Origin of the sequence: Nocardia goodfellowii (assembly GCF_017875645.1) — a bacterium.
GTDB lineage: Bacteria > Actinomycetota > Actinomycetes > Mycobacteriales > Mycobacteriaceae > Nocardia > Nocardia goodfellowii.
The window spans coordinates 470,849-494,557 of record NZ_JAGGMR010000001.1 but is presented as its reverse complement, the minus strand read 5'-3'; the positions used below and the strand labels follow the sequence as shown (position 1 = coordinate 494,557).

Below are 23,709 nucleotides of genomic sequence, written 5' to 3'. Positions count from 1 at the left end.
CTTGCCAAAGGTCCGAGTATTCACGGACTCAGCATGCCAGTGGCAAAGCCGATTGCGGCGCAACGACGCTCGCGCGAACAGACCGGGGTGCGGGTCTATCCAGCCAATCTGGCACCGAACGGCCGGTATCTCTACGATGCTGACCAGGAAGTCGCTGTGAAGGGGAGCACAAGGCTCGACTGATAGCTGGATAGATAGTGGAGCTGCTTCATGGTTCGGGTCGACTCGGGTTGCCGGTACGTGTGGACGGGACCGGTGCGCGCATGACCCGTCCGACCAGGACGCGGCCCGCCGCCCGCGGTCAACGCGCGCGCCTCAAACCGCTGCCGCAGCTACTCGGCTCCGCGGTCGAAGCGAATCCCCATGGTGTCGCGCTACGTTTCGGCACCGCCGAGCAGACCCTGGACGAGCTGACCTACGCCGAACTCGACGTGCGTTCCACTCGTCTGGCACGGTTGCTGATCGATCGCGGAGTCGGCACCGAGGACCTGGTGGCGGTGAGCCTGCCCCGGTCGGTGGATGCGCTGGTCGCGGTGTGGGCGGTGACGAAGGCCGGGGCGGGGTTCGTCCCGGTGGACCCCGACAGCGGGGTCGACCGGATCGAGCACATGGTGGCCGATTCCGGTGCCGTGTTCGGCTTGACGGTGCGCGCGCTGCGCTCCCGCCTGCCCGATCGGGTGCGCTGGCTCGAGCTGGACGCGCCGGAGCAGCTGGACGCGCTGGCCGGACAGCCCGCCGACGCGGTCACCTATGCCGACCGTGTGCGGCCGCTCAAAGCCGAGCATCCGGCGTACGTCGGGTACGTCTCCGGGGCCGGTGCTCTGCCGACGGGCGTGGTCGTCACGCACGCGGGTCTCGGTGTGCTGTGCGAGGAGCAACGCGCCCGCTACGGCGTGACCGCCGAGTCCCGGGTACTGCTGCGCGCCGCACCCGGGTCGGACGCCTGGGTCTTCGAAATGCTGCTGGCGGTCGGCGCCGCGGCCACCATGGTGGCCGTCGCCCCCACCTTCGAGGAAGGCCCCGGCCTGACCGCGCTGCTGCTGCGGGAACGGGTGACGCATGCCGTCCTCACCCCGCCGATATCGGCCTCGGTCGACCCGGACGGCCTCGACGAACTACGCATGGTGCTGGCCGTCGGTGCGCAGTGCCCACCCGATCTGGTGCGCCGCTGGACCGAGGCCGAGCGCGAGTTCTTCGTCGGTTATGGACCCAGCGAGGCCACCATCATGACGAACTGCGCCGGGCCGATGTCGCCGGATCAGCCGGTCACCCTCGGCGCGTCCACTCGCGGCGTCAGCGAATATGTCCTGGACGAGCGACTAACTCCGGTGCCGAACGGTGAGGTCGGCGAATTGTATGTCGCCGGTGCGTCATTGGCGCGCGGCTATCTGGGGAAACCGGCGTTGACCGCCACCCGATTCGTGGCTAATCCGTTCGACCCCGGCAGTCCCCGGCTGTTCCGCACCGGCGACCTGGTGCGCCGGCATCCGGACGGCGAACTGGAGTACATGGGGCGCCGGGACATTCAGGCCGACCCCGGCGCAGACGCCGCGCCACCCCGGCCGCGCCCGGAGCGCATCCCGCTCACACCGGCCCAGCAACGCATGTGGTTCCTCAACCTGTTCGACCCCGACTCGGCCGCCTACAACCTCCCCTTCGCCATCCGGCTCTCCGGCGATCTGCGGGTGGAAGCCTTGCAAGCCGCGGTCGCCGATCTGATCGACCGGCACGAGTCGTTGCGCACCAGCTACCCGGAGGTCGACGGCGCCGGCTACCAGTCGATCCAGCCCACACTGTGGGTGCTGCCCGATCTGACACCGCAGCCGGTCGCCGAGCACGAATTGCAGGAGTGGCTGCTCGGTTACGCCCTGGCCGGATTCGATGTCACCACCGAGGTGCCGCTGCGGATGGCGCTGGCGCGGTTCAGTGCCGACGAGCACGTGATCATCGTGGTGGCGCATCACATCGCCGTCGACGGTGCGTCGATCGCGCCGCTGGTGCGCGACCTGATGGCCGCCTACGGCAGCCGGGTCGCCGGTGCGGCCCCGGATTGGCCGCCGCTGCCGGTGCAGTACGCCGACTACGCGCTGTGGCAGCGCGAGTTCCTGGGCGAGGAGCATGATCCGGATTCGCTCGCCGCCGGTCGAATTGCCTACTGGCGAACGGCTTTGACGGGTATCCCGGACCGCATCGACCTGCCCGCGGATCGGCCGCGCCCCCCGGTGGCCACCGGTCGAGGTGCGGTTTTCGGGTTCGAGATCCCCGCCGAGACGCACCGCCGACTGGCGGATCTGGCGCAGCAGACCGGCGCCTCGCTGTTCATGGTGGTGCACGCCGCGCTGGCGACTCTGCTGGCGCGGCTATCCGATGCCGACGACATCGCCATCGGCACCTCGGTCGCCGGTCGCGACGAGCCTGGGTTCGACGACCTCGTCGGCCTGTTCTCGAACATGCTGGTGCTGCGCACCCGCATCGATCGCGCAGCGTCCTTCCGCGAACTCCTGGATCGCACGAAAGAGGCCGACCTGGCGGCGTTCGCGCATGCCGAGCTGCCGTTCGAACGACTCGTGGAAATCCTCGACCCGGTCCGCTCGCAGGCGCATCACCCCCTGTTCCAGGTGGCGCTGTTCTTCCAGAACACCGACCGCACGACCCTGGAACTGCCCGGATTGACCGCGGACGTCGTCGATTTCGACGGTGCGATCGCTAAATTCGACCTGCAACTGACGGTGCTGCCGCGCGAGCGCGACGGCGCGCCCAGCGGTCTGTCGGTCCTGTTCACCTACGCCATCGACCTGTTCGACGAGCCGACGGTCGCGGAGTTCGCCGACCGGTTCACCCGGTTGCTGGCCTCGGTCGCGGCGGATCCGCGGCGACCGGTCGGTGCGCTCGACGTGCTGGAACCCGCGGAGCGGAGCCGAATTCTGCTGGGCTGGAACAATACTCGCCACGAAGTCGCCGCGGAACTGCTGTTGGACGGGTACCGGCGCGCGGTCGCCGCGGACCCGGATGCCGTCGCGCTCGAGTACGAGGGCACACAGCTGACCTATCGCGAGTTCGACGAGCGGGTCAACCGCCTCGCGCGACTGTTGATCACGGGGGGCGTGGGCCCGGAATCCGTGGTGGCCCTGTCGATCCGGCGCTCCCTCGATCTGGTCGTCGGCATGTACGCGGTGCTCACCGCCGGCGGCGCCTTCCTGCCGCTGGACCCGGACCATCCGGCCGAGCGCATCGGTCACATCCTCGATACCGCGCAACCGGTCTGCGTATTGAGCGTCACCGGCGCGGCCGAGGCGGTGCCCGCGGAGATCCCGGTGGTCCTGCTCGACACCGTGAATCTGAGCGGATTCGACGCCGAACCCGTTCGCCCCGAAGAACTCCGACGCCGACTCCATCCCGAGCACCTGGCCTACATCATCTTCACCTCGGGCTCGACCGGCCGCCCCCAGGGCGTCGCGATCACGCACGCGGCGATCCACAACCAGATCACCTGGATGCTGGCCGCCTACCCGCTCGGCCCCGGCGACGTGTACCTGCAGAAGACGGCGACGACCTTCGACGTCTCGCTGTGGGGCTTCTTCATGCCGTTGCGGGCCGGTGCGAAACTGCTCATGGCGACGCCCGCCGGGCATCGTGATCCGCGATACGTCGCGGAAACCCTTGTCGCCGAGCAGGTCACGGTCACCGACTTCGTGCCGTCGATGCTGACCGTCTTCGCCGCGCACACCGCGGAGTTCGCCGCCGACGGCTCACGCCGTTCACCGAACCGCCGTGCGAATTCGCCGCAGCGCTACTGGGACGCCTACCCGGCGCTGCGCCACGTCTTCGTCATCGGTGAGGTCCTGCCGCCGGAAACCGTCGCCGCCTGGCGCACGGTGTCGGGCGCGCCCCTGCACAACCTGTACGGTCCGACCGAGACCGCCGTCTCGGTGACCTACTGGCCCGCCTCCGTCACCGACGTGCGGACCGTGCCGATCGGTGTCCCGCAATGGAACACCCTGGTCTATGTCCTGGATTCGCGGTTGCAGCCGGTCCCGGCCGGCGTTCCGGGCGAGCTGTATCTAGCCGGCGCCCAACTGGCCCGCGGTTATGCCCGCCGGCCCGATCTGACCTCGGAACGGTTCGTGGCCAACCCCTTCGGCACCGGCGACCGGATGTACCGCACCGGCGACCTGGTGCGGTGGCGCGACTCGCCGCATCGTCTGGAATACCTCGGCCGCACCGACTTCCAGGTGAAGTTCCGCGGTCAGCGCATCGAGCTCGGCGAGATCGAAACCGCGCTGCTGGCACAGCATTCGGTCAGCCAGGCGGTCGCTACCGTTTCCGCCGGACCCACCGGTGACCAGCTCGTCGGCTATGTCGTTGCCACACCGGGTCATTCGCCGGACGTGCTCGAGTTGCGCGCCGCCCTGGCCGAGGTGCTACCGCCCGCCATGGTGCCCGCGACGATCTTGCCGCTGCCGGAGCTACCGCTGAACACTTCCGGCAAACTGGACCGGAAAGCGTTGCCCGCACCGGTTTTCGAAACCACCACCCGCACCGCGCCCGCCACTCCGCTGGAGGCGGCCGTGGCCGAAGTGTTCGCGGAGGTGCTCGGCCCGGAGACCCAGCGCATCGGCCGTGACGACGACTTCTTCGCCCTGGGCGGCACCTCGCTCAGCGCCGCCCGCGTCGCCGCCCGGCTCGGTGCGGCCTTCGATACCCGGCTGCCCGTCCGGCTGCTCTTCGAAGCGTCCACCGTCGCCGCGCTGGCCGCCCGCATCGAGATCACCGACAACGGCCGCCCACCGCTGGTCGCGGGCCCGCGACCGGATCCGATACCGCTGTCGCTGGGACAGCAGCGCATGTGGTTCCTGAACCAATTCGACACTGCCGCAGCGGCTTACAACCTGCCGGTGGCCGTGCAGCTGTCCGGAAACCTCGATGTCGAGGCGCTCGCGGCGGCGGCCGCCGATATCGTGGCCCGGCACGAAACCTTGCGTACCGTCTATCCGCAGTCGGCGGACGGCCCGGCCCAGGTGATCCTGGACCCGGCCGACGCCACCCCGGACCTGCGCCCGGTCCTCGTCCCGGAGGAGGAACTGTACGAGCGCGTCTCCGAACTCGCGGGCACCGGTTTCGATGTCGCGACCGAGGTTCCGGTGCGCATGTCGCTGTTCCAGGTCGCGGACCGCCCGGACGAGGTTCCGTCATCCGGGGGTTCCGCATCGAATCACACCGCCGCGCAATACGTCCTGCTCGTGGTGGTGCACCACATCGCCGCCGACGGCTGGTCGCTGGGCCCGCTCACCCGGGACCTGATGGCCGCCTATGCCGCCAGATCACAAGGCGCCGAGCCGAATTGGGCGCCGCTGCCGGTGCAGTACGCCGACTACGCGCTGTGGCAGCGAGCCCTGCTCGGCGACGCCGGAAACCCGCTGTCGATGGCTGCGGCGCAGCTCGACTTCTGGCAGACGACGCTGGCGGAGTTGCCCGAGGAATCGACGCTGCCGCTGGACCGGCCGCGACCGGCCACCCAGTCCTATCAGGGCGGCGCCGTGAGCTTCCGGGTGGACGCGCACACCCACCGCGGCCTCAGTGAGCTGGCCCGCGGCGTCAACGCCACCGTCTTCATGGTGGTGCACACCGCGCTCGCCGTGCTGCTGGCCCGCATGGCCGGCCGCAACGACGTCGCCATCGGCACCCCGGTCGCCGGCCGGGGCGTGGGCGAACTCGACGACGTGATCGGCACCTTCGTCAACACTGTGGTGCTGCGCAGCCACATCGATCCCGCCGAGTCGTTCGCCGAGCTGTTGACCCGGCAGCGCGAAGCCGACGTGGCCGCGTTCGCGCACGCCGATATCCCGTTCGAGCAACTCGTCGACGTGCTGGCACCGGCCCGCTCCACCGGACGCACTCCGCTGTTCCAGGTGGCGCTGTCCTTCCTGAACCCGCCCGCGGGCGATTTCGAACTGCCCGGCCTCAGCATCCGCGGCCTGGACGCACCCGTCGACATCGAGCGCTTCGACATGCAGCTGAACCTCGCCGAGGGCGCGGCGGGCGGCCCCGACGGCCTGGCGGGTGAACTCAGCTATGCCCGCGACATTTTCGATGTATCCACCATCCGCGCCTTCGCGGAACGCTTCGTGCGGCTGCTACGCGAGATCGTCGCCGATGCCGCGACGGCCGTCGGTGATCTGCGCGTGCTGTCGGACGCCGAATTGGACCGGCTCACCAAGATGGCCGGACCGGCGGTCACCGCGTCCAGCACGCTGCCCGACCTCCTCGCCGCCGCCGCGGTGCGCGAGCCCGGCCGGGTCGCCGTGCAATGCGGCGAACAATCCCTGACCTACGCCGAATTGGACGCGCTGTCCTCACGTTTGGCACGCGAGTTGATCTCGCGGGGCGCCGGCCCGGGTGACCTGGTGGCAGTCGGTATGCCGCGCTCGATCGAATCGGTCGCGGCATTGTGGGCGGTGGCGAAGTCCGGTGCGGGTTTCGTGCCGGTGGACCCGTCCTATCCGCCCGCGCGCCTCGCGCACATGCTCGCCGATTCGGGTGCGGCCCTGGGTCTTACGGTGGAGTCCGCCGGTATGTGGGCGCACGCCGCCGCGATCGAATGGCTCGTCCTAGACCAGATGGATCTCGGACGCCACAGTCCCGCACCGATTTCCGACCAGGACCGGATTCGACCGCTCCGCACGCAGCACGTGGCCTACCTGATGTACACCTCGGGCTCGACCGGCGTGCCGAAGGGTGTGGCCGTCACCCATGCCGGACTCGCGGGCTACAGCGCCGAGCAGTGCGAAAGGTTCGCGCTCACTCCGGAATCCCGCACCCTGCACGCCGCGACGCCGAGCTTCGACGCCGCGGTGCTGGAACTGCTGCTCGCCGCCGGGGCCGCTGGCACCATGGTCGTCGTCCCGACCGATGTGTACGGCGGCGCGGATCTGGCGGAACTCCTTCGGACACAGCGGGTTACGCACATGTTCCTCACGGTCGCGGCGCTCGCGTCGCTCGACCCGGCCGGGCTGACCGACCTGCGGGTAGTGTTCACCGGCGGCGAGAGCTGGTCGCCGGACCTGGTGCGGCGCTGGGCCGTCGACGGCAGGCAGTTCCACAATGCCTACGGCCCCACCGAAACCACGATCATCGTGAATTTCAGTGCGCCGCTGGTGCCGGGGGAGAGCCTGACCATCGGCGGCCCCATCCGCGGCGTCACCGAATGGGTCCTGGACGAAAGGCTGCACCCGGTGCCCGCCGGTGTCGTCGGTGAGCTCTACATCGCCGGCGCTCAACTGGCCGAGGGCTACCATCGGCGGCCCGGACTGACCGCGAGCCGGTTCGTCGCCTGCCCCTGGCTGCCCGGGACGCGGATGTACCGCACGGGCGATGTGGTCCGCTGGACCCGCCACGACGAGATCGAGTATTTGGGCCGCAACGACTTTCAGGTCAAGGTGCGCGGACACCGCATCGAGTTGGGTGAGATCGACGCGATACTCGCCGACCACGAAACCGTCGACTTCGCGGTGACGGTCGGCCGCCGGAACCAGCGCAAGAACACCACCGCCGCCACGCTGATGCTGGTGTCCTATGTGCACGCCGCGCCCGGACGGACCGTCGACGTCGCCGAGCTGACCGGCTACGCGCAGCAGCGAATGCCCGCGCACATGGTGCCCACCTCGATCATGGTGCTCGACGATATCCCGCTGACCGCGGCGGGCAAACTGGATCGAAAAGCGTTGCCCGAGCCGGTATTCGAGACCGCGCTCTACCGTGCGCCGGTGACCGCGCGTCAGCAGGCCGTCGCCGAGGTGTACGCCGAGGTGCTGGGTATCGAGCAGGTCGGCGTGGACGACGATTTCTTCGCGCTCGGCGGCAACTCGCTCAGCGCCACCCTCGTCGCCGCCCGGCTGGCGGCGGACCTGGACCTCGAGGTGCCGGTGCGGCTGCTGTTCGAGGCGTCGACCGTCGAAGCGCTCGCCGTCCGGCTGGACAGCGCGGCGGTAGCCGCCACGGGGCGGCACGCTGTGGTGGCAGGCCCGCGCCCGGAACGAATCCCGTTGTCTCCCGCGCAGCAGCGGATGTGGCTCCTCAACCAGCTGGACACCAGCTCTGCCGCCTACAACGTCCCGGTCGCCCTCCGCCTGACCGGTGCACTGGATCTCGAGGCCCTCAAACAGGCGCTGGCCGATGTGGTGGCGCGGCACGACATCCTGCGAACCTTCTACCCGCAGCTCGGTGCGGACTCGGGCGCGGCTGGGCCGATCCAGGCAATTCAGCCCGCGGCAGCGGCGGTTCCGTCACTCACACCCGTCGACGTTCCCGCGGCAGAGCTGCGCGACCGCGTCGCCACCGTGGTGGGCACCGGGTTCGACGTCGCCATCGAGGTGCCGCTACGGGTCGCGCTGCTGCGCGTGGACGGAAATCTCGACGACCACGTCCTCGTATTCGTCGTCCACCACATCGCGGGCGACGCCCGGTCCATGCGGCCGCTCGCCCGAGATTTCCTGTCCGCCTATGCCGCCCGCGCGCAAGGCGCGGCCCCGGACCGACCACCGTTGCCGACGCAGTACGCCGATTTCAGCATGTGGCAGCGCCAACTGCTCGGCGCCGAGGACGACCCGGACTCACTGGCTGCCCAGCAGATCCGTTTCTGGCAGCGCGAATTGTCCGGCCTACCAGCCGAATCCACCGTTCCAGGCGACCGCGTCCGCCCGGCCACACCCAGCTACCACGGTGGCGCAGTCGATTTCGTCGTACCACCCGACATCAGTGCCGCGCTGGCCGAACTGGCCGAGGCGCGCAACACGACCCTGTTCATGGTGTTGCACGCCGCACTGGCGGTCCTGCTGTCACGACTATCCGGCACTGACGACGTCGCCATCGGCACCCCCGCCCCAGGCCGCGGCGACGCCCCGATCGATGATCTGATCGGCATGTTCGTCAACACCGTCGTCCTCCGCAGCCACCTCGAACCAGCGGAGCCGTTCACCGATTTCCTCACCCGGCAACAGAGCCGAAATCTGGCCGCGTTCACCCACGCCGACCTCCCCTTCGACCGCCTGATCGAAATCCTCCACCCGGCCCCCCGCCCCCACAACCCACTGTTCCAGGTACTGCTGGACCTCCGAACCCCACCCACCCAAACCTTCACCCTCCCCGGAACAACCGCCCACACCATCGATCTCAACCCCCCCGTCGAGCGATTCGACCTGACAATCACCATCCACGAAACCCCCGAAGCCCTCACCGGCCGCCTGTCCTACGCCACCGACCGCTACGACCCCTCCACTGCCACCGCGATCACCGCACAGTGGCAGGAAGTGCTCGCGGCAGTCGCCGCCGATCCGGAGATCCCGGTCGACGCCGTCGTGATCGGTGATGCCGCCGAGCTCCGGGGTTCGATCGACGCTAGCGATGCAAGCGAGACCCGCCATGCGTCTGAGACCCGCCATGCGTCGGAGACCGTCGACGCAGCTGATGCGTTCAAGAGTCGCGACTTCTCAGCGAGTGGCGACGCCGAGAGTCGCCATGCACCGGTCACAGGCGACGCAGCCGACGCACGCGCTGCTTTCGAGGTTGAAAATGCCTCCGAACGCCGCGGTTCGTTCGAGAGCGGCGATGTTTCCGCGACTCGCGAGGCTGAGGGTGCTTTCAAGAGCGGCGATGCCGCCGAGAGTGGTGGCGTCGAGAGTAGCGATGCTTTTGAGGTTCCCCATGCTGTTGAGGCCGGCGGTGTCCTTGAGAGTCGCGACTCATTCGAGGCTCGCGGCGCTTTCGAGACCGGCGATACATTCGAAAGCCGCCAGGCCTTCGAGAATGGCGATGCTTTCGCAGTTCGCACTGGTGTGGAGACCGACGATGCATTCGAGAGTCGCGAAGCCCCCAAGACCGGTGATGCTTTTGCAGCTCGTAACGCTGTCGACACTGACGGTGGGGCCGAAAGCCGCGAGGCTTTCGAGTCCAGCCATGCCGCTGAGATCGGTGATCCCTTCGACATGCGCAAGGCTGTCGAGCCCGGCGATGCCGCTGAGATCGGTGATGCCTTCGAGAGTCGCAAGGCTGTCGTGCCCAGTGATGCACTGAAGGCTCGCGATGCTTTTGCTGGTGGCAGAGCTGTCGAGACCTACGGTGCTGAGGCTTACGATGCATTCGAGACAAGCGATGCCGCCGGGAATGGCAATGCTGCCGAGGCCGGCAATGCTGCCGAGAAAAACGATTCGTTCGCGACAATCGACGCTTTCGAGTCCGGCGGCGCTTTCAACTCCAGCGATGCTGTCGAGACTCGCGATGCCATGGAGAACCGCCGTGCCGCCAAGGTCCCCGACCCCGCCGATCGGATGGTCCCGGCTTCCCCAACCGGCCTGATTCCGACTGCCTTGGGCACGCTGCCCGAGCTGTTCGCTGAGGCCACCGCGCTTCATCCATTCGCTCCGGCGGTGGTCTGCGGGCCCATCAGCCTGGCGTACGGCGAATTGGACGAACGCTCGAATCGCCTGGCACGCTCGCTGATCGCGATGAATCTCGGCCCTGAGGACCTGATCGTGGTTGCCATGCCGCGCTCGGCCGATTTGGTATCGGTCACGTGGGCGGTCGCGAAGTCCGGCGCAGCATCCGTTCCGGTCGACCCCATCGATCCGGCCGATCGCATCGCGTCCTTGGTCGCCGATTCTGGTGCGGCTATTGGCCTTACGGTGAAATCGGTACGGCCCGGCCTACCCAGCACCCTGCGCTGGCTAGGGCTGGAGGACCTCGACACCGATCATCTGGACCCCGGCCCGATCACCGACGCCGACCGAGTCCGCCCACTGCGTCCCGCGCATCCGGCGCACCTGGTCTACATCTCTGGGACCGCCGGTTCGCCGCAGGTTCACGCTCTCAGGGCGGCCGGTTCGCCGCCGGTCTATATCTCCGGGACCGCTGGATCGCCGCAAGTCCACGCTCCCGAGCCTGCCGGTTCACCGCAGGTCTACACCCCTGGAACTGCTGGTTCGCCGCAGGTTTACGCCCCCGAGGCTGCCGGTTCGCCGCAGGTCTACACCTCTGCAGCCGCCGGTTCACCGGAGGTCCATACCTCCAGGGCTGCCGGTTCGCCGCGAGGCGTGCTGATCACCCACGCCGATCTGGCCGACCTCGAGGTCGAACAGCGGGAGCGCTACGCTCTCGACTCCTCTTCGCGTGCATTGTCTTTCGCGTCTCCCAACTCTGCCGTCTCGATCCTGGAATTGCTGCTCGCCACCGCCTGCGGCGGCACCCTGGTTGTCGCCCCGACGCGCGTGGCCGGCGGTGCGGAGCTCTACGAGCTGATCCGGAACGAACGGGTGACGCACGCGTTCCTCACACCCGCGATACTGGCCACCCTCGAACCGGCCGGCCTGGACAGCCTGCGCGCCGTAGTTGCACCTGACGTCCCCGCGCTCGTTGCGAAATGGGCTGAGGCGCTCCCGAATTGCGCGTTCCACCAGAGTCACGGCCCGCACGCGACTGCCCTTATGGCCTTCCTGGGCGATTCGCCGACCGCGAACGGACCGGTCATCCATGACGGCCCGCGGTCGAAGGTCCTGGATGCCGAATTGCGGCCCGTGCCAGCGAATGTGCCGGGTGAGCTGTACCTGTCCGGCATTCGACTACCGCGCGGATTCCACGCCCACCCCGGCCACACGGCCGAAACGTTCGTAGCGAACCCGTATGTCGCGGGCGAGCGCATGTACCGAACCACCGCTGTCGTCCGCCGGACCGCCGCCGGCGAGTTGGAATATGTCGGCCACGAACTGGACAGCGACGCTGCACCGCAACCGGCCTTCCCCTCAACCGTGCCCAGCGCATCGAATACCGAATTCGCAGCGCCTGTGGAACCGTCTTTTGTCACAGGGGTACTCGGCGGATCGGATGCCGCAGCTGCAGGCTCTGTGGAATCGGCCGGGGCGGCAGCCACATTCGGCGCATCGAATGCCGAAGCCGTAGCGCCTGTGAAACCGTCCTTCGCCACAGGGGTGCTCGGCGGATCGGATGCCGACGCCGCACGGCCTGCGGAATCAGCTAGGGCAACAACGCCGGTCGGCGCATCGGATGCCCAGGCCCCAACGCTTCCGGAGCAGGCTGGAGCCGCGACGGTGTCCGCCAAATCGGCTGCCGAGCCTGCTGAGCCTGTGGAATCGGCTTCGGCGGCGACGGTGTCCGGCGCATCGGATGCTGTAGCTGCGGGGCCTGCGGAATTCGGCTCTGCGACAACTGTGCCCGACGTATCGGATGGCGATGCCGCAGGCAATGCGGAACTGGGTAGGGCGGCGATGGTGGCCGGGCCGGATGCCGGAGCCGCAGCGTCCGCGGAACTGGGTCGGGCGGCAAGGGTGCCCGGCACATCGGATGCCGCAGCTGCAGAGCCTTCTAATCTGGCCTCAGGGACAACATCCGGCGTATCGAGAGTTGCACCTGCGGCATCAGCGGAATCGGGTGGCGTCGCAACGGTGTCCGGTGCATTGGATGCCGAAGCCACAGCGCCTACGCAGTCGTCGACGGCGGCAATGGAGTCCGGCGTATCAGGGACCGATGCTGCAGGACATGCAGAACTGAGTAGGGCGGCGATGGTGCCCGGCGGCCCGGATGCCGAAACCGCATCGCCTGTGGAACTGGATGGGCCAGCGACGGCCTCCGTCAGATCCGATGCCGATGCGTCCGCGGAACTGGGTCGGGCGACAAGGGTGTCCGGCACATCGGACGCTGAAGCTGCTGTGCCTGCGGAATCGGCTTCGCCCGCAATGATGGCCGGTGCATCAGAGTCCAGCACCACACCGCCTGCGCATTCGACAAGGGCGGCAATGGAGTTGGGCGTATCGGGTGCCGAGGCTGCTGTGCCGGGGGAACTCGGTAAGGCGACAACTCTGTCCGGCGTATCGGAGCCCGAGGTCGCGAGGGAGTCGGCTTCCGCGACGACCGTGTCCGGCGCATCGGATGCCGAAGCTCCAGGACCTGCGGAACCATCCGGTGCCGCAACGGTGTCCGGCCCATCGATGATCGAATCCGCAGGGTCTGCGGAATCGGCCGCCGCGGCGACGGAGCCGAGCGCATCGAACGCCGACTCTCGAGCGGTAGAACCAACCGAGGTTGTCGAGTCGATCCCCCTCACCCCCATGCTCGCCGACCGCCTACGGCACGGAGTCTTCGACCGGTTCGCCGAGACCATGATGCTCGAGCTGCCCGACGACATCGATGAGGCGGGGCTGGTGGAAACCGTTGCCGCCGTGGTCGATCACCATGATCTCCTGCGCTCGCGGGTGCGGCAGGTCGACGGGCAGTGGGTTTTCGAGACGCTTCCGCCTGGCTCGCTGCGGATGGCCGATCTGATCACCCGCACCGACGTTCCGGTCGGTGTGAGTGACGAGGATCTGCGGTGGCTCGCCGTCGAGGCGCTGGAAGCGACTGTGGCGGAATTGGATCCGGGTGCCGCGAAGATATTCGCGTGCACCTGGTTGCATCGCCCTGACGCGCGTGACCTGCTCGCCGTGGCCGCACACCACTACGTGTTCGACGACGGCTCTCGGCGCGTCCTCACCGCTGATCTGGCTGCGGCGTGGTCGCAGCGGATGGCTGGGGAGACGATCAGCCTGCCCGTCGGCACCTCGTTCCGGCGCTGGGCGGACGGACTTGCCGGACTTGCCGCCACCCGCCGTGCTGAGCTCGACTTCTGGAAAACCGTGCTGGCGACACCGGATCCGCTGCTCGGCGGCCGCGCGCTGGATCCGGCTGCCGACACCCGGAAGTCGCTCCAGCAGATGCGGATTCAGGTACCGGCCGATATTTCCGCGACCGTGCTGACCACTGTGCCCGCGCTCTACCGCGGCGGCGTGGAGGACGGTCTGCTGACCGCACTCGCCCTGGCGGTGTACGCCTGGCGCGCTCGTCGCGGCATCCGCGCCCGGTCCACCCTGGTGCGACTCGAAGGCGAGGGCCGTGAGGCGCGGGTACTGCCCGGCAGCGACCTCACCCGCAGCATCGGCAGGTTCACCACCGTGTACCCGATGGCGCTCGATCTCAGCCAGATCGATCTCGACGCCGCGTTCGACGGCGGTACGGCCACCGGCGCCGCGGTGAAGGCCATCAAGGAACAGCTCCGAACCGTGCCGGACCAGGGCATCGGCTACGGACTGCTGCGGCACCTGAACCCGGAGACCGCCGGTGCACTCCCGGAACACCTGGGCCAGATCGGTTTCCGCTACCGCGCCGCCGAGGATGATGCCCGCACCGCACTCGGCTGGCTGCCGACCGATGCGGCGGGACACCACCGGCCCGAGCCGGACGCGGACCTGCCCGCCGACGTGGTCATCGATATCGAAGCCGGTGTAGACGGCGCGGCCGTGGCGGTCACCTTTCGCTACGTCGCCGAGATCATCGGCGAAGCCCAGGTGCGGGAACTGGCCCAGGACTGGCTGTCGGCGCTGGAGGCTCTGGCCTGGCACGCCGAGCACCCGGCCTCCGGCGGGCTCACGCCCTCGGACGTGCCGCTGGTCGCTGTCACTCAGCCTGAGATCGACAGTTGGCAGCGCACCTATCCCGCGCTGTCGGACTTGCTTCCGCTCACGCCGCCACAGGCCGATCTGCTGTCCCGCGTCGATGGTCCCGAGGACACTCGCCAATGCAGCCTGGAACTGACCGGCAGCATCTACATCGACCGCATGCAGCGGGCGACCCAGAGCCTGCTGGACCGGCACACCAACCTGCGCACCGCGTTCGTCACCGCCGCCGGTGGCCCGGTGCAGGTGGTGCTGGATCGGGTGGAGGTGCCGTGGCAGGCCGTAGACGGCGTGCCCGACGAGCAACTGGCCGACGTGCTCGCGGACGAGCGGCAGCGCCGTTTCGACCCGGCGGTCGCGCCCCTGCTGCGGTTCGCGATGCACCGCACCCGATCCGGTCGCAGCTTCCTCACCCTGACCACGCACCACCTCCTGGTCGACGACCGGTCCCTGCGGCTGCTGATGCGAGACCTGCTCGCGCTGTATGCCGCGCGCGGTGACACCTCGGTCCTGCCGCCTGTGCGCCCCTACCGCGACTACCTGGTCTGGTTGTCGCGCCAGGATTCCGCGTCGGGGGTGTGGCAGGCGGCGCTGGCCGGTCTCGAGCCGACGCCGCTCGCGCCCGCCCTTCCCGTCCCGCCGGTACCGGGTGCGGGGGTGGGCGTCACGACATTCGAGCTGTCCGCGGCGGAGACCACCGCCCTGTCGGCGTTCGCCACCGCGGCCGACAGCACCGTCGACACCGTTGTGCAAGCCGCCTGGGGCCTGCTCATCGCGGCCTGCACCGATCGGGACGAAGTCGTGTTCGGCGTCGCCGGTCGGCCGTGGCAGCTCGACGGCGTCGAGGACATGGTCGGCCTGTTCGTCGGCACCCTGCCGGTGCGGGTGCGCTTCGACCCGCACTGGTCGATGCGAGACCTGGTGCGCCGCTTGCATTCCGAACAGGTCGCCTTGCGGGATCACTGCTACGTCGGCCTGCGCGACATCGGGGCGGAGGATCTGTTCGACTCGGCGCTGGTGTTCGAGTCCTACCCGGTCGACGCCGCCGCGTTGATCGAGGCCGGTGCTATCGACGGCATGAACGTCACCGACCTACAGGCGGTGGACTACACGCACTACCCGCTCACCGTGCGGATCATCCTGGACACGCAACTGCGCGTTCAAGTGCGGCATCGGCGTTCCGTGCTCAACAGCGCGGTCGCGCACGCGGTCGCCGAGCGGCTGCGGATGCTGCTCACCGGTTTCGCCGCGGAACCGGAGCGCACCCTCGGCCGGACCGATCTGCTGCTGCCCGCGGAAAGTCGAATCCTGGCTTCGCTCAACGACACCGAGGCGCCGGTTCTCGCCGCCGACGCGACTCTGGTGTCGCTCTTCCACGAGCAGTGCGTCCGCACGCCGCACGCTCCCGCCGTCACCTTCGGCGCGGAGACGGTCAGCTACGCCGAACTTCGCTACCGATCGAGAACGCTTGCCGGAGCCCTGGTTCGGTCCGGAGCCGGCCCCGAGGCGCTGATCGCGGTGGCCATGCGCCGCTCCATCGATCTCGTCGTGGCGATCTACGCCGTGCTCGAATCCGGTGCGGCCTACGTTCCGATCGAACCGGATCAGCCGGTGGACTACAACGACAACGTGCTCGCCGGCGCACACCCGCGATTCGTGCTCACCACCGCGGCGGACGGCTTCGAAACAGCTTCCGGCATACCGGTTCTCGATATCGCCGAGCTGGATCCGATCCCGGTGGACCTGCCGGAACCGCGCCCGGACAACCTCGCCTTCGTCCTGCGCACCGCGGCGCACAGGGGCGCGATGATCACCCACCGCCAGTTGGTGAACCAATTCCGCTGGGCCCAATCGGCATATCCGCACGACGCCACGGACGCCGTATTGCACAGAACGCCGATCACCGCGGACATCGCGGCCTGGGAGTTGTTCTGGCCCTTGCAGACCGGTGCCCGCCTGATCATCGCGACACCGGACGGCGGCCGCGACCCGCACTACCTGGCCGAGATCATGGACCGGGAGAAGGTCAGCACGGTGCATTTCGAGCCGTCCGCGCTCGACGAGTTCCTCGACCGCGGCACCGCGGCACCCACCACGCTGAACCGGGTCTTCGCGGCCGGTGAGCCGCTGCCCGGGGCGACCGTCGCCCGGTTCGGCTCGACACTGCCCGGCGCACTGCACCACTGGTACGGCCGGGTCGAAGCCACGGTGGTCACCGCCTACTGGACGCGGTCCACCGACACCGATGGCACGGTCCCGATCGGTACGCCGGTGGCCAACACCCAGGTGTACATCCTGGACCGGCAACTCCGGCAGGTGCCGGTCGGTGCGCCCGGTGAACTGTATGTAGCCGGGGTGCAGTTGGCGCGCGGCTACCTGGACGCACCCGCGCTGACGGCGGAACACTTCGTCGCCAATCCGTTCCAGGCGGGGGAGCGGCTCTATCGCACCGGTGACATCGTCCGCCTGACCCGCGCGGGTCTGGAATACCTCGGCACAAATCCGGACCCAGCGGGGGCATCGAGCGAAAACGAGCCGGTTCTGGATAAACTGCTGCGCGGACCGATGGCGTGACGGTGACTCCGAGGAAAAGTGGGTGCGAAGTGATTCGTCGACAGAACCGGCGTCGCGGCTCTCGGGCCGCGGCAATGATCGCGGCTGCCGCGCTGCTCGCGGGCGTTGTCACCGGGCTCGGCGCGGCACCGGCGGCGGCGGTCGATCCGGTCATCGACAACAAGGCGCTGCTGGCCAACCCGGTCGCGCCCGACGGTTCCAAGATCACCAAGGCCGAGATCAAGGACGCGCGCAGCATCCGTCTGCACGTCTACTCCGCGGCCATGGACAGGACGTTCCCGGTAGAGGTGCAGCGCCCGGCCGATGCCTCGGTGCCACGTCCGACGCTGTATCTGCTCAACGGCGCCGGCGGCGGTGAGGACCAGGCCTCCTGGAACGCCAAGACCGACGCGCTGAAGTTCCTCAGCGACAAGAACGTCAACGTCGTCCAGACCATCGGCGGCAAGTGGAGCTACTACACCGACTGGGTCAAGGACGATCCCACACTGGGTCGCAACAAGTGGACCACCTTCTTCACCGAGGAATTGCCGCCGCTGATCGACGGCGCGCTCGGCACCAACGGCGTGAACGCGATCGCCGGACTGTCTACCTCGGGCACCACCGTGCTCGCGCTGCCGATCGCCAAGCCGGGCCTGTACAAGGCGGCCGCGGCCTACAGCGGCTGCGCGCAGACCTCCGATCCGGTCGGCTCCGAATTCGTCCGGCTCACGGTCGAGGTGTGGGGCGGCGGTGACACCGAAAACATGTGGGGCCCCGAAGGTTCCGCGGAGTGGGTGCGCAACGACCCGTACGTGCACGCCGAGGGCCTGCGCGGACTGGAGCTCTACCTGTCCACCGGCAACGGTCTGCCCGGTCCGTACGACACCCTCGACGGGCCCTACGCCCTGCCGGGTTCGTTCGGCCTGGCCAACCAGCTGCTGGTGGGTGGCGTCATCGAGGCGGGCACCAACTACTGCACCCGGAACATGCAGGCGAAATTGGACAGCCTGGGTATCCCGGCCACCTTCAACTTCCGTCCCGCGGGCACCCACTCCTGGGGCTACTGGCGCGACGATCTGCACCAGTCCTGGCCGGTGCTCGCCCGGGGTCTCGGGCTGTAGTTCCGGCGGCGCGGGCACTGTGTGAGTACGGCCATCGGTACGCCGCCGTCCACCGCGCGGCGGGCGCGTTCGTTCTTCGCGCTGCTCGGCCCGGCGTTCGTGGCCGCGATCGCCTATGTGGATCCCGGCAATGTCGCGTCCAATATCAGTGCGGGCGCGGAGTTCGGTTACCTGCTGGTGTGGGTCATCGTGCTGGCGAACGTGATGGCGGGTCTGGTGCAGTTCCTGTCCGCGAAGCTCGGGCTGGTCACCGGCATGTCATTACCGGAAGCGGTGCGGGACAGGGCGAGCCGGCCGGTGCGATTGGCGTACTGGGGTCAGGCCGAGACCGTCGCGATGGCCACCGACCTGGCCGAGGTGGTCGGCGGCGCGATCGCGTTGAAGCTGCTGTTCGGGCTGCCGCTGCTGGTCGGCGGGTTGATCACCGGGGTGGTGTCGATGGGTCTGCTGCTGGTCCAGGACCGGCGGGGGCAGCGGCCGTTCGAGCGGGTCATCACCGGGATGCTCGCCGTCATCGCGATCGGGTTCCTGGCCAGTGTCGTGCTCTCGCCGCCCTCGGCGAGCGGCACCTTGGGCGGTCTGGTGCCACGCTTCGACGGTGCCGAAAGCGTGCTGCTCGCGGCGGCGATGATCGGGGCGACGGTGATGCCGCACGCGGTGTATCTGCACTCGGGTCTGGCTCGCGATCGGCACGGTAGCCCGGCCCGTGGTCCAGTGCGGGTGCGGCTGCTCAACGCCACCAAGGTCGACGTGGGGCTGGCCATGGTCCTCGCGGGCACGGTCAATTTGTCCATGCTGCTGATGGCGGCCAATACGCTGCGCGGGCGGGAGAACGTCGACACCCTCGAGGGCGCGCACGCGGCCGTCGGGGATGTGCTCGGGCCGGCGGCCGCGCTGCTGCTCGCGATCGGCCTGCTCGCCTCCGGCCTGGCTTCCACCTCGGTCGGCGCGTACGCGGGCGCGATGATCATGGAAGGCCTGATCCAGCGCCGGATTCCGCTGCTGCTGCGCCGGGTGCTCACCCTCGTCCCCGCCATCGTGATCCTCGCCGCGGGCGTCGATCCGACCCGGGCACTGATCATTTCGCAGGTGGTGCTGTCCTTCGGCATCCCGTTCGCGCTGATCCCGCTGGTGCGCCTCACCAGTGACCGCGTGCTCATGGGCGCGGACGTGAACCATCGCGGCACCACCGCGCTGGCCTGGCTGGTCGCCGCGGTGATCAGCGCGCTGAACGTGCTGCTGATCTATCTGACGGTCACCGGCGCCTAGACCCAGTTCTCGATCCAGTACTTCCAGATCCGCGCCGCGTAGGCGTCCAGCGGGGGCACCTTGATATCGGTGCCGGCCAGCGCCTCGGTGGTGTTGCGGCAGTCGAACCGGCAACTGAATTCGCTGTGCTCCAGCACCTCCAGCGGTACGCCGACCCGGGGCAGTAGCCAGTTCGCGCCGGGCACACGCAAGGTCATGGCCAGCGTCGGCTTGGGCATCACCTCGACCAGATGCGGCGCGCCCGCTTCGTCCGCGAACAGGTTCAGCGCTTCGGCGGCACGGAACCGGCGCGGGTCGACCAAGTGGTAGGTGGTCGCGTGCGCGCCCGGGGTGTGCGCTATGTGGTCCAGCGCGCGGGCCACGAAATCGACCGGCACCATATTGGTTTCGCCCAGCTTCGGTGCGATCACCGGCAGGATGCGCGGCAATTGCGCGGCCATTCGCAGCAGCCGGAAGAAGTAGTACGGTCCGTCGATCCGGTCCATCTCCCCGGTCACGGAGTGCCCGATCACGATGGACGGCCGGTAGATCCGCCAGGCCAGCCCGGACTCGCGCACGATCTGCTCGGCGTCGAATTTGGCCCGCAGGGCCGGCGTCGACAGCGCTTGGCCCACCTGGAACATCTCCTCGGTGAACAGGCCCTCGCAGCCGCCGGCGATCTCGACCGACGAGACATGATGCAGCAGCCCGGCTTTCAGGTCCTCCGCGGCGTCGACCACGTTGCGGGTGCCGCCGCCGGGTTCGCGCGCGTCGTAGCCGACGGCCAGGTGCACGACGTGCTCGATGGCTCCACGATGTTCGGCCAGCCAGCGCTCGTCGATGCCCAGTTTCGGCTTACCCAGATCACCGTGCACCGGCCGCACTCGATCGCCCGCGCCCCATTCGCGGGCGCGGGCGGCGAACCGGTCCGCGGAGTCGATGCCGGGCCGGATCAGGACGTGGATATCGCCCTGACGCTTCAGCAGCTCAGGGATGAAGAATCGACCGATGAACCCAGTTGCTCCGGTAACCAGGTAAGCCATAGCCAGTCAACATAGTCCGGCGATTCGTCCGAGTCGTCGCCGGGAGTCGCTCGCCCGGCGTGTCTCTCAGTCCTGGAAGACGGGCTTGCGCTTGGTGAGCATCGCGGTCGCGCCCTCGATGAAGTCGGGGGACTGCAAAAGTTCGCTCTGCCCGGCCTTCTCGGCGGCCAGCGCGGCGTCGAGCGCGCCGAGGGTGGCCGCGTTGAGCGCCTTCTTGGTGAGTTCCAGGGCGCGGCGCGGGCCGGCGGCGATCTTGGCGGCGGCGGCTTCCACCTTCGCGTCGAGTTCGTCGTCGCCGACGACCGCGGTGAACAGTCCGGCCTGCGCGGCGGCGGGCGCGGGCAGGCGCTCGCCGAGCAGCGCCATTTCCGCGGCCAGCGGCCGGCCCGCCGCCGCGGCGATCATCGCGGCCGCGCCGCCGTCGGGCATCAGGCCGATATTGATGAAGGCCAGCAGCAGGTAGGAATCCGCGCTGGCGTAGACCAGGTCCGCGGCCAGCGCCATGCCGACGCCGACGCCGGCGGCCGCGCCCTTGATCCGGGCGATGACCGGCACCGGCGCGTCCACGATGCCCTTCACCAGACGGTTGGCCGCGTCCATCACCATGTCGGAGGTGATCCCGCGGGCCGCTTCCTCGGGGCCGGTGCTGAGGTCGGCGCCGGTGCAGAAATCGCTGCCCTCCCCGGTCAGCACGATGACCCGGACCGAGCGGTCCTCGGCAGCGGCCAGCACGGCATCACCGAGCGCGACCATGGTGTCGTAGTCGATGGCGTTCTTGCGCTTGGGCTTGGTGAGCGTCAGGCGCAGAATCTTCCCGTCGTGGATCGCTGAGAAACCCGCCGGTCGGTTGGAATCGGGATTACTCATTATGTGCTCCTGGTCTGGTATCCGACGGGCTCGCGGCCATGAATAATGGTTAACTTTGCGAATTGTGGTTAACTTAGGTGGACTTGTCCGGCGCTGTCAACAAGCGGTGCCGCGGGAGAACGGGAGAGGTGCATGGTCGCGGATCGCAGCGAAGCCCACCTGTCGCCCGACCACACCGCGGCGCGGCGTGCCGCGCCGCGCCATCTGGTGCCCGCGCAACCTTCCGCGGCCGTTCGCCGTCGTCCCAAGGACCGCAAGGTACAGATCATCCGGGCCGCCGCGCGGGCTTTCAGCGAACGCGGCTACTACCCGGTGGGCGTCGACGAGATCGCCGCCGAAGTCGGCATCTCCGGCCCCGCCCTGTATCGGCACTTCACCAACAAATACGCGCTACTGGTCGCGGCCGCCGAAGAGGGCGCCAAGCATCTGCTGACGGTCGCCACGGCCGCCGACGACGAACAGCTGCCGCCGTCCGACCGGCTCGACGCGCTGATTCGGGCAATCGCTGAGCACACCATCGAGATCCGCCGCGAAGCCGGGCTCTACCGCTGGGAACGGCGCTACCTGGAACGCGACGACCGGATCCGGATCCGCAAGATCTACGAGGACCTCAACGCCACCCTCGCCGCGCCGATCGCCCTGCTCCGCCCGCAGGACGCGCCCGCCGACGTCGCGATGCGGGCCGCCGCCGTGCTCAGCGCCGTCGCCAGCATCTCCGCGCACCGCACCGCGCTGTCCGGCGCGCGCATGCTGCCGCTGCTGCACGATATGGCCTGGGCCGTGCTGCGCGTCGAATTGCCGCCCGCCCCACCGGAACCCGATCCGGGCCCCGCCGTGCGCGGCCTGCCGGTCACCTCGAAACGCGAACAGCTGCTCACCGAGGCGATCCGGATCTTCGGCCGCCAGGGCTACCACGAGGCCAGCATCGAGGAGATCGGCGCCGCCGTCGGCATCAACGCCTCCAGCGTCTACCGGTACTTCACCAGCAAGGCCGACCTGCTGGCCGCCGCGTTCTACCGCACCGGCGACCGCGTCGCCATGGCGATCACCGAGGCGCTCGCCGAGGCCACCAGCCGCCCGGACGCGGTGCGGCGCATCGCCGAACGGCAGGCCAAACTGACCTTCGCCATGCCGGAGATCATGCCGGTCTACTACGCGGAGTTCTCCAACCTGCCGCAGGCCGAACAGCACAAGCTGCGCGCCATCCAGCGGCAGAACGTACTGGAGTGGGCGAATCTGCTCGACGGCGATCCGGTGGAAGCGCGCTTCCGGGTGCACGCGGCCATCGGCCAGGTCATCGATGTCGGCCGATTGGTCCGATTCGATTCCCGCCCAGAACAATTGGCGCGGGTCAGCCGGCTGATGGAAGCCGTCCTGCTGTCAGACGGCGCGTTCGACGGCCCAGTCGATCGCGTCAGCGGCCGCTAGATTCAAGATGTCCATATGCCCGCCGGTGGCGTACGACCGATGTGTCACCTCCGCGCCCCAGTGCGTCAATTCGGCGCAGTAGCGCTGCGCGGCGGCCGGCGGCGCCAGCGGATCCACGTCGACTGTGCACACCAGAAATGATTTCGCGGTGGTCCGCGGAATGGTCTGACAGCGCGCGAGGGCTTCGATCACCGGGTTCCGCAGTGTCACCTGCTCGGCCCCGAGATCACCGACGGTGTACGGCGCCAGCAGGTCCCGCATCTGCGGCACCGACAGCGTGGTGATGGCGTCGAGTAGCTCGGCTCCCTTGCGGGTCAGGAACTCCTCGGGATGAAAACGATCGTCGCTGATGCGCACACCGGCCAACAGCGCGAGGATGAACGCGTCCGCAGGCAACTCGGGATCACCGGTGACCAGGCTGAAATAGGCGAGAAAGTCCGGCGGCGCCAGCGCGACCGCGCCCTTGTAGTCGAGTTCGGGGCCGGGGTGCGCGGCGTGCAGCACCCCCACGCCGCCCTGACAGAATCCCGCCGCGACGACGGTCTTCTCGATTCGCTCGTCGAATTCGCGCGCGGCCGGGCAGATGGCGATGATGTCCGCGGCGATCTGGCTCGTCCCGGGAAACGGGCTGAGGCCGCAACCGTCCAGTCCCTTGTAGTCGGCCACCGCCACGGCGAATCCCGCTGCCAGCCAACGAGATAGGTGCTTGAGTTCGATCCCGGGGAGCCCGTGGCGCGACGGGGCGTTGTGGTGTTCGAGCCCTAGGAAGCAATGGGCCCAGGTCAGCAACGGCATGCGCTCCGGAGTCCGGTCCGCCGGCGGCAGAAACAGCGATCCGGAGCTGATCCGGCCGTGGTCGTGATAGCGCAACCGATACCCGCCGGCCGCCCCGGCCGGCCACAGCGCCGACTCGATCGGGCTCGCATCGATCAAGTGCGACCGCGACGTCATCGCGGT

General features: G+C 68.8%; 7 protein-coding genes. 4 read left to right on the top strand and 3 right to left on the bottom strand.

The window, feature by feature from the left end:
• The first annotated feature begins 263 nt into the window (after positions 1 to 263).
• The 3 genes from BJ987_RS01975 to BJ987_RS01965 all read left to right on the top strand — a co-directional run bounded on the left by BJ987_RS01975 (position 264) and on the right by BJ987_RS01965 (position 19,435).
• Positions 264 to 17,066 (top strand): non-ribosomal peptide synthetase, encoded by a 16,803-nt coding sequence (locus tag BJ987_RS01975; RefSeq protein ID WP_209884116.1) that lies wholly within the window; start codon positions 264 to 266, stop codon positions 17,064 to 17,066.
• A 74-nt stretch (positions 17,067 to 17,140) separates the two neighbouring features.
• Entirely contained in the window at positions 17,141 to 18,166 is a 1,026-nt protein-coding gene (locus tag BJ987_RS01970) for an alpha/beta hydrolase (RefSeq protein ID WP_209884115.1), read from the top strand.
• A 21-nt stretch (positions 18,167 to 18,187) separates the two neighbouring features.
• Positions 18,188 to 19,435 carry an Nramp family divalent metal transporter gene (locus BJ987_RS01965; protein WP_307869416.1) on the top strand — a complete coding sequence of 416 codons (1,248 nt, stop codon included), beginning with the start codon at positions 18,188 to 18,190 and terminating at the stop codon, positions 19,433 to 19,435.
• On the opposite strand, the gene BJ987_RS01960 is transcribed toward BJ987_RS01965, so the two are convergent.
• Together BJ987_RS01960 and BJ987_RS01955 are read right to left on the bottom strand one after the other, a co-directional pair.
• Positions 19,432 to 20,457, bottom strand: a complete 1,026-nt coding sequence (locus BJ987_RS01960) for an SDR family oxidoreductase (protein WP_209884113.1) — start codon at positions 20,455 to 20,457, stop codon at positions 19,432 to 19,434. The genes BJ987_RS01965 and BJ987_RS01960 overlap by 4 nt on opposite strands.
• Before the next feature lie 66 nt (positions 20,458 to 20,523).
• Positions 20,524 to 21,324, bottom strand: a complete 801-nt coding sequence (locus BJ987_RS01955; protein ID WP_209884111.1) for an enoyl-CoA hydratase-related protein — start codon at positions 21,322 to 21,324, stop codon at positions 20,524 to 20,526.
• A gap of 132 nt (positions 21,325 to 21,456) precedes the next feature.
• Between BJ987_RS01955 and BJ987_RS01950 the strand changes: the two genes are divergently transcribed.
• Complete coding sequence (locus tag BJ987_RS01950; protein ID WP_209884109.1) at positions 21,457 to 22,752, top strand: TetR/AcrR family transcriptional regulator; 1,296 nt, start codon at positions 21,457 to 21,459, stop codon at positions 22,750 to 22,752.
• Here BJ987_RS01950 and BJ987_RS01945 read toward each other — a convergent pair.
• Entirely contained in the window at positions 22,705 to 23,703 is a 999-nt protein-coding gene (locus BJ987_RS01945) for a lipase family protein (RefSeq protein ID WP_209884108.1), read from the bottom strand. The two genes, BJ987_RS01950 and BJ987_RS01945, sit on opposite strands and share 48 nt — an antisense overlap.
• Positions 23,704 to 23,709 lie beyond the last annotated feature (6 nt).